This window comes from Streptomyces sp. NPDC048612 (assembly GCF_043199295.1).
In the GTDB taxonomy this organism is placed as follows: Bacteria; Actinomycetota; Actinomycetes; order Streptomycetales; family Streptomycetaceae; genus Streptomyces.
On sequence record NZ_JBICVV010000003.1, the window covers coordinates 85,698 to 97,887 of the forward strand.

Consider the following 12,190-nt stretch of genomic DNA (forward strand, 5'->3'; position numbering starts at 1 on the left):
CATTCCGGCTTCGTCAGGTGGGGTGCGTCGTGGCAGCGGTGCTCAGCCGTCCGCTGCGCCGAACGCGAGGCGTACGAGGTCGTCGACTTCCATGCTTTCGAGGGCGTCCGGGGCGGGGGCGGAGTCGACGCCGCCCCCGCCACCGGTGCCGGACCTCGTCTGCTCTGCCAGCGCCAGCAGGTCATCGAGCAGTCCGGCCGCCCGCAGGCGTTCGAGGGGGATGGCGGCCAGGGCCTCCCGTACCGCTGCGTCGTCCTCCGGTGCGGCGGCCTGCCCCGCAGGATGACCAGGGGCCAGCTCCGCGCACAGGTGGTCGGCGAGGGCCAGCGGCGTGGGGTGGTCGAACACGAGCGTGGCGGGCAGCAGGGCGCCGGTCGCGGTACCGAGCCGGTTGCGCAGCTCCACCGCGGTCAGCGAGTCGAAGCCGAGGTCCTTGAACGACTGCTGGTCACCGACCTCGGCCGCGGAGGCATGACCGAGTACGGCGGCGACCTGGGTGCACACCACGTCGAGCAGGGCGTGGTGTGCCTCGTCGCGGGTCAGGGTGGCGAGCGTGCGGGTCAGGGTCTCGGCGGAGCCCGCTCCGGCCGGTGCCGCCGCAACCGCGGCCGCTGTGCGGCGAGGTGCGGTCGGCAGAAGGCCGCTCAGCAGCGGGGGTACGGGCCCGCCCGAGCCCAGGGCACGGCGGTCGACCAGCATCGGCAGCAGGGCCGCCTCGGGCCGACCGAGCGCCGCGTCGTGCAGGGCGAGCCCACGGTCGGGAGGCAGGGCAGGCAGGCCGGCGCGCGCCATGCGCTGCAGGTCGGCTTCGGTGAGTCCGCTGGTCATGCCCGTCGTTTGGGACCACGGCCCCCAGGCGAGCGAAGTGGCGGGCAGCCCGGCGGCCCGTCGCTCGGCGGCGAAGGTGTCGCAGAAGGCGTTGGCGGCGGCGTAGTTGGCCTGTCCGGGTGCACCGAACACACCGGCGGTCGAGGAGAAGACGAGGAACGCCGCCAGGTCCTCGTCACGGGTGACTTCATGCAGATGGACCGTGGCATCGGCCTTGGGGCGCAGGATCGCGGACAGCCGCTGCGGGGTGAGCGAGGTGACGACGGTGTCGTCGAGGACGCCTGCGGTGTGCACGACGGCGGTGAGCGGGTGCTCCTTCGGCACCGAGTCCAGCAGCCTGCTCAGCGCACCGCGATCGGACACGTCACACGCCACGACCTCGACCTCGGCACCCAGCCCAACCAGCTCCTCCACCAGGGCATCCGCCCCCGGAGCCTGCCGACCCCGACGACTCGTCAACAGGAGGTGGCGTACGCCGTGCTCGGTGACCAGATGCCGGGCCACCAGCGCCCCCAGACCACCCGTCCCACCCGTGACCAGCACCGTCCCCTCCACATCCAGCGGAACGGGCATCGTCAGCACGACCTTGCCCACATGCCGCGCCTGACTCAGGAACCGGAACGCCTCCGGAGCCTTCCGCACATCCCACGCCGTCACCGGCAACGGCTCCAGCACACCCCCCTCGAACAACTCCCGCACCTGCGCGAACATCTCCCCGATCCGGTCCGGGCCCGCCTCGATCAGATCGAAGGCCTGATACCGCACCCCCTCATGGCCGGCCGCCACCTCCCCCGGCTCACGGACATCCGTCTTGCCCATCTCCAGGAAGCGCCCACCCCGCGGCAACAACCGCAGCGACGCATCCACGAACTCACCCGCCAACGAATCCAGCACCACATCCACGCCCCGGCCACCGCTCGCCGCCAGGAAGGCTTCCTCGAAGTCCAGATCACGCGACGAAGCGATATGCGCCTCATCCAGCCCCAAAGCCCGAAGCGCCCCCCACTTCCCCGGACTCGCAGTGGCGAACACCTCCGCACCCAGATGCCGCGCCAACTGCACCGCCGCCATCCCCACACCACCCGCACCGGCATGCACCAACACGGACTCACCAACCTGGAGACCGCCCAGCTCCACCAGCGCGTAATACGCCGTCAAGAACACCACCGGAACCGACGCCGCCTGCGCGAACGACCAACCCTCCGGAACCCGGACCACCATCCGCTCATCAGCCACCGCGAGGGGGCCGAAGGACTGGGGGAACAGCCCCATCACCCGGTCACCTGGCGCCAGCCCAAGGACGCCCGGACCGGTCTCGGTGACCACGCCCGCCCCCTCCAGGCCGAACGCTCCCGCATCGCCCGGGTACATGCCGAGCACGTTCAGCACATCGCGGAAGTTCACCCCGGCCGCCCGCACCGCGAGACGCACTTCGCCTCGACCCAGCGGTCGTGCGGCCTCGTCGTGCGGCATGAGGGTGAGGTGGTCGAGGGTGCCCTTGCCGGTCATGCCGAGGCGCCAGCCGGTGCCGTCGACGGGCTCGCGCAACGCGGTGCCGTCGTGGACCGGGGCGACCTTGGGCAGGTGCACGGTGCCGCCGCGGACGGCGAACTGGGGCTCGTGGGTCGCCAGTGCGGCGGGCAGTGCGGCGTACGAGGTGTCCTGGCCGTCGAGGTCGGCGAGGACGAACCGGCCGGGGTGCTCGGACTGTGCCGAGCGCACCAGGCCCCAGATGGGGGCGGCGGCGGAATCATGGTGGGTGGTGCCGGGGGCGTCGACGGCTCCCCGGGTGACGAAGACGAGGCGGGCCGCGGCGGGCGGGTCCGTCAGCCATCGCTGGACCAGTGCGAGTGCGCCGGTCGCCGCCTCGTGCGGGTCGCCGGCGGGGAGCTCCACGAGGACGGTGCCGGTGGTCTCGTGGAGAGCGGCCGGACCGGTCAGCCGGGTCACGGTCCGGCCCGCGCCGTCCAGGTCGGCGGCGAGGGCCTCGCTGTCCAGGACGAGGAGGTGGGCCGGCTCCTCGGGCGGCGTCGTGGGCATCGGGGCCACGGGCCAGTCCAGGTGGTAGAGGGGACCGGAGGGCCGGGCGGAGAGCGCGAGGTGGTCGGTGGACATCTCGCGCAGTGTCAGTGCCGCGATGTCGGCGACGGGCCGGCCTTCGGCGTCGGCGAGGGTGAGGGCCACGGTGCCGGGTGCGGACAGGTCGCAGCGGACCCGCAGCTGCGTCGCCCCGGTGGCGCGGAGCTGCACCCCGCGCCAGGAAAAGGGCAGCCGTCCGCTCTCGGCGTCCTCCATCGGCAGGAACGCGGACACGTGGAGCGCGGCGTCGAGCAGCGCCGGGTGGAGCGCGAAGCGGTCCGCGTCCTCGTCTGCGGGCTGGGGCAGGGTCACCTCGGCGAGTACCTGGTCGCCGTGGCGCCAGGCGGCACGCAGTCCCTGGAAGAGCGGTCCGTAGTCGAACCCGCCCGCGCTCAGTCGCGCATAGAGATCCTCGACCGGGAGTGGCTCGGAGCCGGCGGGCGGCCAGGCCGACGGGGCCGGGGCCGTGGGCTCCGGGTGGGCGGCGGAGAGGGTACCGGTGGCATGCAGGGTCCAGGGCTCTCCGGGAGCCGGGTCGACGTGGCGGGCATGGACGGTGAACGGCCGGCGGCCCTGGCCGTCGTCGGCGCCGAGGACCGCCTGCAGGTCCCTCGTGTCCCGCTCGGCGAGTACGAGGGGGCTGACCAGGGTCAGGTCCTCCACGTGGGGGCAGTCGGCCCGGTCGCCCGCCAGGAGGGCGAGTTCGAGGAAGGCGGTGCCGGGGACGACGGCGGTGCCCGCGAGGGCGTGGTCGGCGAGCCACGGCTGGTCGCGTACCGAGAGCCGGCCGGTGAACAGGTGGCTGCCGTCGGCGAGTTCGACGGCCGCGCTCAGCAGCGGGTGGCCGGCCGGGCTGATGCCCGCGGTGGCGTGGGCGCGCGGGGTCGGCCAGTAGCGCTGCCGCTGGAAGGGGTAGGTGGGCAGGTCGGTGACGGCCGTGTGTCCAGGGCGGGAGTTGGCGACGGCGGACCAGTCGAGGTCCGCGCCGTGGACATGGGCGCGGGCGAGGCCGTCGAGCAGTGAGCGGGACTCGGACGTCCGGTCGCGGAGCAGCGGGATGACGGCCGGGCCGGTGGAGTCGGGCGGCAGGCAGCCGGCCGCCATGGCGGCGAGGGTGCCGTCGGGGCCGAGTTCGACGTAGCGCTGTACGCCCTGTCCGGCGAGTGCGCGGACGCCGTCGTGGAAACGGACGGCGCCCCGCGCCTGACGTACCCAGTAGTCGGGGAGGTGCAGTTCGGTGGCGATCTCGCCGGTCAGGTTGGACACCACGGGGATGCGCGGCTCGTGGTAGGTGAGCGCCTCGGCGACCGTGCGGAACGCGTCGAGCATCGGGTCCATGTGCGGTGAGTGGAAGGCATGGCTGACCCGGAGCTGCTTGGTCCTGCGGCCCTCGGCGGCCAGCCGTTCGGCGATCCGGGTCACCGCGGGACGGTCACCGGAGATCACGACGGAGCCGGGGCCGTTGACGGCGGCGATACACACCTGCCGGCCGAGTCCGTCGAGCAGCGGCAGCACCTCGGCCTCCGTCGCCTGGAGGGCGACCATGGCACCGGTCTCCGGGAGTTCCTGCATGAGCCGGCCGCGGGCGGCGACCAGCGCGCAGGCGTCGGGCAGGGAGAACACCCCGGCGAGGTGCGCGGCGGTCACCTCGCCGATGGAGTGGCCCAGCAGGTAGTCGGCGCGCAGTCCGGCCCTTTCGCCGAGGCGGTGGAGGGCGGTCTCCATGGCGAAGAGTGCGGGCTGGGTGTACTCCGTCCGGTGGAGCAGACCGTCGGTGTCGTGGAACATGACGTCGCGCAGCGGTCGGCCGAGAGGGCCGGCGAAGTGCTCGCAGACCTCGTCGAGGGCCTGGGCGAACACCGGGAAGGTCTCGTACAACTCCCGTCCCATTTCGGCCCGTTGTGCGCCCTGCCCGGTGAGCAGGAAAGCGGTGGGGGCGCCGGGACGGACCACGCCGTGGGCGGCTCCGGTTGCCGGCTCCTCGCCGTCGGCCAGTCCGCCGAGGGCGGACAGCAGGGTGGCGCGGTCGGTGCCGTGGACGACCGCGCGGTGCTCGAAGGAGGCGCGGGTGGTGGCCAGGGCGTGGCCGACGGCCGCGGCGGGCAGGTCGGCGTGGCGTTCGGCGTGGGTGTGCAGGGCCGTGGCCAGGGCGCGGAGCGCCTCGGGGCTGCGGGCGGACAGCGGCCAGACGACCGGCAGCGGGGTGGTGTCGGCGGCGTCCGGCGTGTCCGGCTGCGCGGCGCGTGCCGGATCGGCGGGCCCGGCCGGTTCCGGGGAGGCCGGTGCGCGTTCCGGATCGGCCTGTTCGAGGATGAGGTGCGCGTTGGTGCCGCTGAAGCCGAAGGAGGAGACGCCGGCTCTGCGGGGGCGGCCGTGATCGGGCCACGGGAGGGGGGCGGCCAGCAGTTCCACGGCGCCTTCGGCCCAGTCGACGTGGGACGAGGGCGCATCGAGGTGCAGCGTCCGCGGCAGCAGGCCATGGCGCATGGCCTGCACCATTTTGATCACTCCAGCCACGCCGGACGCGGCCTGGGTGTGCCCGATGTTGGACTTCACCGACCCGAGCCGGAGCGGCCGGTCCGCGGGGCGCTCCTGGCCGTAGGTGGCGAGCAGCGCCTGCGCCTCGATCGGGTCGCCGAGGGTGGTGCCGGTGCCATGTGCCTCGACGGCGTCGACCTCACCGGCCGTGAGCCGGGCGTCGGCGAGCGCCGCCCTGATCACCCGTTGCTGGGAGGGGCCGTTGGGTGCCGTGAGGCCGTTGCTCGCGCCGTCGGAGTTGATGGCGCTGCCGCGGACGACGGCCAGTACCGGGTGTCCGTTGCGCCGGGCGTCGGACAGCCGCTCGACCAGCAGCATCCCGGCGCCCTCGCCCCAGCCGGTGCCGTCGGCACCGTCGGCGAAGGCCTTGCAGCGGCCGTCGGCGGACAGCCCGCGCTGGCGGCTGAACTCCAGGAACGCGGCGGGGGTCGACATCACGGTGACACCGCCCGCCAGGGCGAGCGAGCACTCCCCCGACTGGAGGGCGCGTACGGCCCAGTGCAGGGCGACGAGAGAGGAGGAGCATGCCGTGTCGACGGTGACGGCCGGTCCTTCGAGGCCGAAGGAGTAGGCGATCCGGCCGGAGACCACGCTCGCCGCGTTGCCCGTTCCCAGGTATCCGCCCACGGCCTCGGCGGCGTTGCCCAGGACGGTGGTGTAGTCCTGCCCGTTGGTGCCCGCGTAGACGCCCGTACGGCTGCCGCGCAGGGAGTGCGGGTCGATCCCGGCCCGCTCGAACGCCTCCCAGCAGACCTCCAGCAGGATGCGCTGCTGCGGGTCCATGGCGAGGGCCTCGCGGGGCGAGACGCCGAAGAATCCGGCGTCGAAGCGGTCGGCTTCGGTGAGGAAGCCGCCCCGGCGGGTGTACGTCGTTCCCTCGTGCTCCGGGTCGGGGTCGTACAGTGCCGCGGTGTCCCAGCCACGGTCTTCGGGGAACTCCCCGATGGCGTCGCCGCCGGCGGCCAAGAACTCCCAGAACGCGTCCGGTGTCCGGATGCCGCCCGGGAAGCGGCAGCTCATCGCCACGATGGCGACGGGCTCACCGGCCGTCGATGCGTCGACCCCGGATGCGGTCAACTCCTGCTCATCGCCGAGCAGTTCGCCCAGCAGGTAGGTGGCGACGGCCGAGGGTGTGGGGTGGTCGAAGACCAGGGTGGCCGGCAGCCGGAGTCCGGTCCGGCGGCCGAGCGCGTTGCGCAGTTCGAGGGCGGTCAGGGAGTCCAGGCCGAGATCCTCGAAGGCCCGGCCGGTGTCGACCCGGCCCGCCGAGCTGTGGCCGAGGACGGTGGCGATCTCGGTGCGTACGAGGTCGAGGATCTGGGCGTGGCGCTCTTCCGGTGTCAGGGCGGCCAGTTCCCGGGCTGCCGGGGCCCCGGCGCCCGTGCCCTGTCCGATCACCGGGGCCGCGGTCCGCTTGGCGGGACGGCCGGCGAGTTCCCGGAGCAGGGGGGCTGCCGCGGGGCCGCTCCTGCGGATCGCGGCGACATCGAGCGGCACCGGCACCGGTACCGCCCGGTCCTGGGACAGACAGCGGTCGAACAGGGCGAGTGCCGCCTCGGTGGACAGCGCACCGACGCCGCCCCGGTCCATCCGCCGCTGGTCCGTCTCGTCGAGGCCGGCGCTCATCTCGCTGCGCTCCGCCCACATCCCCCAGCCGAGGGCGAGGGCGGGGCGGCCTTCGGCGCGGCGGCGGTGGGCGAGCGCTTCCAGGAAGGCGTTGCCGGCGGCGTAGTTGCCCTGGCCGGGGCCGCCGAAGGTGGCGGCCGCCGAGGAGAACAGAACGAAGGCCGACAGGTCGAGATGCCGGGTGAGCCGGTCGAGGTTGACCGCGGCGTCGGCCTTGGGGCGCAGGACGGTGGCCATCCGCTCGGGGGTGAGGGAGGAGATCACCCCGTCGTCGAGCACACCGGCGGCGTGCACGACCGCTCCCAGGGGGTGTGCTTCGGGGAGGGTGGCCAGCAGGTCGGCGAGGGCCGCGCGGTCGGCGACGTCGCAGGCGGCGAGGGTCACTCGGACACCCAACTCACGCAATTCGGCAGCTAGTTGGACCGCGCCGGGCGCGGCGTCCCCGCGCCGTCCGACGAGCAGCAGATGCCGGACGCCGTGGCCGGTCACCAGGTGTCGGGTCACGGCGGCGCCCACGGTCCCGGTGGCCCCGGTCACCAAGACGGTTCGGAAAGCGTCGAAGCGGGCCGCGGCTGTGGGGTGCTCGGCGGTCCGGGAGGGCTGGGGAAGCCGGGTCAGACGAGGAGCCAGGATGCGCGCGGCACGGACGGCGAGCTGCGTCTCCCCCGACTCCACGGCCGCGCTGACCACTGCGGCGGGCAGGGCATCGCCGCCGGTGTCGGTGTGGGCGTCCGCATCCGCATCCGCGTCCGTGTCCGTGTCCGTGTCCACCAGCAGGAAGCGGTCGGGGTTCTCCGACTGCGCCGAGCGCACCAGGCCCCATACCGCGGCGGCGGGCAGGTCCGTGACGGTCTCGTCCAGGGAGGTGGCGACGGCGCCCCGGGTGAGGAAGACCAGGCGTGCGGCGGCGAGGCCCGGCCGGGCGAGCCAGTTCTGCAGCAGCTTCAGGGCGTGCGCTACCGAGGTGTGGGCGGCGTCAGCCGGTTCACCGGACTCGGCGACCGGGGCCACGTCGGCGGTCCGCCAGGGCACGACGACCAGGTCGGGGGCGTCGGCACCCCGTTCCACGGCCGTGGCGAGCGCGTTCAGCTCACTGTGGAACGTGGGGTCGTCAGCGTCGACCCCGGTCCCTTCCGCGTCGGCCTCGGTCGTTTCCGCGCCGAGGACGGCGACCCGGCAGGGCCGCTGCTGTGGGGTGGGCGGCCGCAGCCCGGTCCACTCGACGGTGAAGAGATCGTCACGGCCGTCGTTGTCCTGTGGCGGTCCGAACTCGGTGGCGGGTACCGGCGTGACGGAGCCGAACGAGGCGACCGGCTCGCCGAGTTCGTCGGTGAGGTGGATGTCCAGACCGCCGTCGTCAGCGGGCGCGAGGCGGGCGCGCACCGATTCCGCGGCCACCGCGTGCAGCACGCAGTCACGCCAGGACACGGCGACGGCATCGGGGTGCCCCGCCGCCGGGAGCGCCTGGAGCACGGCGTCGAGCAGCGCCGGGTGGAGGGCGAACCGGGCCGCGTCGCCGCGGTACTCCTCGGGCAGTGCGGCCTCGGTGAACACCGTGTCGCCCTGCCGCCAGACGCTTCCCGGACCGCCGGACGGGAGGCCGTGCGGGCCCGCGTCGTCCGCCCGCCCCGCGCGGAGCGGGTCGGTGTCGACGGGCCGGGCGTCGGCGGGCGGCCAGGTCCGCAGGTCGTGGCCGGGGAATGGGGGCGGCTGCGCGGTGAGCGTGCCGTGGGCGTGCCGGGTCCACGGCGTCTCGTCGTCCGGCCGGTCGGCGGGGCGGGAGTGCACCGTGAGGGTGCGCTGCCCGTCCGGTTCGGCGGCGGCGTCGAGTACCACCTGGATCTCGACGGCGGAGTGCTCGGGCAGGACGAGGGGGGCATCCACCCTGAGTTCGGCGAGGTGCTCGCAGCCGGCGACCACACCGAGGTGCAGGGCGAGGTCAAGGAAGGCGCTCGTGGGGAGCTGGATACGGCCGTCGGCGGCGTGGTCGGCGAGCCAGGGGTGTGCGGAGGGCGTGAGGCGTCCGGTGGAGACGAGGGCGCCGCGGTCCGCCAGGGTGATGGCCGTCGGCAGCAGGGGGTGTTCGCCCTTGCGCTGCGCGGTGGCCGCGTCAGGCGCCAGCCAGTAACGCTCGCGCTGAAAGGCGTAGGTGGGCAGGTCGACACGGTCAGCGGCAGGGAAGAGCCGGTCCCAGTCGGGGCTCGCGCCGCGGGTGTGCAGCGCGCTCAGGGCAGTGAGGACGCTGTGGGTTTCGGCCCGCTCCTTGCGCAGGGCGGGGACGAGAAGGTGGCCGGTGTCCGCGTCGAGGCAGCCCTTTGCCAGGGCGGTGAGGGTGGCGTCGGGGCCGATCTCAAGGAAGCGGGTGACGCCGCGCCTCTCCAGTGCCCGGACGCCGTCCGCGAACCGTACGGCCTCGCGTACGTGCCGCACCCAGTACTCGGCGGTCCCCAGGTCGGTAGCCGGCTCCCCGGTCACGTTCGAGATGATCGGAAGTTTTGGCTGATGGAACGTCATGCCCTCTGCCACCGACCGAAATTCAGCGAGCATGGGGGTCATCAGCGGGGAGTGGAAGGCATGGCTGACCCGGAGTCGTCTGGCCTTGCCGCCCTGCTGCTCGAAGTGCCGGACGAGCCGGGTGAGCGCGTCCTCGTCGCCGGCCACGACGGTCGCCCGGGGCCCGTTGACAGCAGCGATGCTCAGCCGTTCGCCGGCGTCGGCCAGCAGCGGCAACACCTCGTCCTCGGCGGCCCGGAAGGAGAACATCGCGCCGCCGGGCGGCAGTTCCTGCATCAGGCGGCCGCGGGCGGCCACGAGCCGGCAGGCGTCCGGCAGCGAGAGGACACCGGCGACCTGCGCGGCGGCCAGCTCCCCGATGGAGTGGCCGAGGACGAAGTCGGGCGCGAGGCCCCAGGATTCGACGAGCCGGAAGAGTGCCACCTCGAAGGCGAACAGAGCGGGCTGGGTGTAGCCGGTCCGGTCCAGCGCGGCCGCGTCCCGGCCGAAGACGACATCCGCGAGAGGCTGGGGCAGCTCCGGGTCGAGGTGGGCACAGATCTCGTCGAAGGCCGCCGCGAAGACGGGGAACGCCGCGTGGAGCTCACGGCCCATCCCGAGGCGCTGGGCCCCCTGGCCGGCGAAGAGGAACGCCGTCTTGCCCCGGCCCGCCGTGCCCCGGACGGCCGCGGTGTCGTCGCCCTGCGCGAACCGGGCGAGGCGCTGCAGCAGTTCCTCGCGGGTCTCGCCCAGCACCACCGCGCGTTCCTCGAAGGCGGTACGGGTGGTGGCGAGCGAGGCGGCGATCTCCATGACGCCGACGGTCTCGGGCAACTCGCTGGCGTGGGCGCGCAGTTGATGGGCCTGCGCCCTGAGGGCCGGTTCGCTGCGGGCGGAGAGCACCCAGGGCACGACCGGGAGCGGCGCGGCGGGGCGCGGCGTCTCGGCGTCCTGCTCGGCGGAAAGGGCGGGCGCCGCCGCGTCCGGGCCGTCGGGCTGCGGCGCGGTCTCGGCGGGCGGGGCCTGTTCGAGCACGGCATGGGCATTCGTCCCGCTGACCCCGAAGGCCGAGACCCCTACGCGCCGTGGCCGGTCGGTGTCGGGCCAGTCGACGGCGTCGCTGAGCAGCCGGACCTCGCCCTCGCTCCAGTCGACGTGGGTGGCGGGCCGCTCGGCGTGCAGCGTGCGGGGCAGCACGCCGTGCTGCATCGCCTGCACCATCTTGATGACCCCGGCGACACCGGCCGCTGCCTGGGTGTGGCCGATGTTGGACTTGACGGTGCCGAGCCAAAGCGGGTGGCCGGCTTCCCGCTCCTGGCCGTAGGTGGCGAGCAGCGCCTGTGCCTCGATGGGGTCGCCGAGGGTGGTGCCGGTGCCGTGCGCCTCCACGGCGTCCACGTCGGACGCGGTCAGCCCGGCGGCGGTGAGCGCCGCGCGGATGACCCGCTGCTGGGACGGCCCATTGGGGGCGGTCAGTCCGCTGCTCGCCCCGTCCTGGTTGACGGCGGTGCCCTGTACGAGGCCGAGGATGCGACGGCCGTTGCGGCGGGCGTCGGAGAGCCGTTCGAGCAGGAGCAGGCCGGCGCCCTCGCCCCAGCCGGTGCCGTCGGAGTCCTCGGAGAAGGCCTTGCAGCGGCCGTCCGCGGACAGCCCGCGCTGGCGGCTGAACTCCAGGAAGGTGACGGGGGTGGACATCACCGTCACACCGCCGGCGAGGGCGAGGGAGCACTCGCCCTGGCGCAGTGCGTTGCAGGCCAGATGCAGGGCGACCAGTGAGGAGGAGCAGGCGGTGTCGACGGTCACCGCCGGGCCTTCGAGGCCGAAGGTGTAGGCGATCCGGCCGGAGGCGATGCTGGCGGCGCTGCCGTTGCCCAGGTGTCCTTCGAGGCCGGCGGGCGGCTCGGGGAACCGCGAGCCGTAGTCGTTGTACATGACGCCGACGAACACCCCGGTGGGGCTGCCCTTCAGGGTCTGCCGCCGCAGACCTGCCCGTTCGAACGCCTCCCAGGAGGTTTCGAGGAGCAGGCGCTGCTGCGGGTCGGTCGCCAGCGCCTCGCGGGGGGACATGGCGAAGAAGTCCGGGTCGAAGTCGGCGGCGTCGTGGAGGAAGCCGCCTTCCCGGGTGTAGCAGGTGCCGGGGTGGGCGGGGTCCGGGTGGTAGAGGGAGTCCACGTTCCAGCCGCGGTCCTCCGGGAAGGGGGTGATGCCGTCGGTGCCGTCGGCGACCAGCTGCCAGAGGTCTTCCGGCGAGCGCACTCCGCCGGGGTAGCGGCAGCTCATGGCCACGATCGCGATGGGCTCGCGCTCGCGGGCCTCCTTGTCCCGCAGACGCTTGCCGGTGCGGTGGAGATCCGCTGTCACCCGTTTCAGATAGTCGCGGAGCTTTCCCTCGCTCACAGTTCAGCTCCCTTCCCCGGACCGCTCGGCGGACCGGCGGCCTGCCGCACACCGGCGGCCGCCACACTGGAATCCTCTATTCGCTGATCACATTCTGTGGGCGTGGATCGGCCGGACAGCGCGTCGGCCGGTGACTCTAAGAGAACCCCTAGGACGTACTCCGGCAGCTTCGACGGCATGCCCGGGAGCCCGTCGGCACCGGCTCCGGGTGTCCTGCGGGAAGGGGGCC

1 protein-coding gene is annotated in these 12,190 nt (G+C 73.8%); it reads right to left on the minus strand.

Annotated features, from left to right (window positions below; genetic code table 11):
* Positions 1–42 precede the first annotated feature (42 nt).
* Complete coding sequence (locus ACGFN2_RS06645) at positions 43–11,961, minus strand: SDR family NAD(P)-dependent oxidoreductase (protein WP_393358053.1); 11,919 nt, start codon at positions 11,959–11,961, stop codon at positions 43–45.
* Between the last annotated feature and the right edge of the window lie 229 nt (positions 11,962–12,190).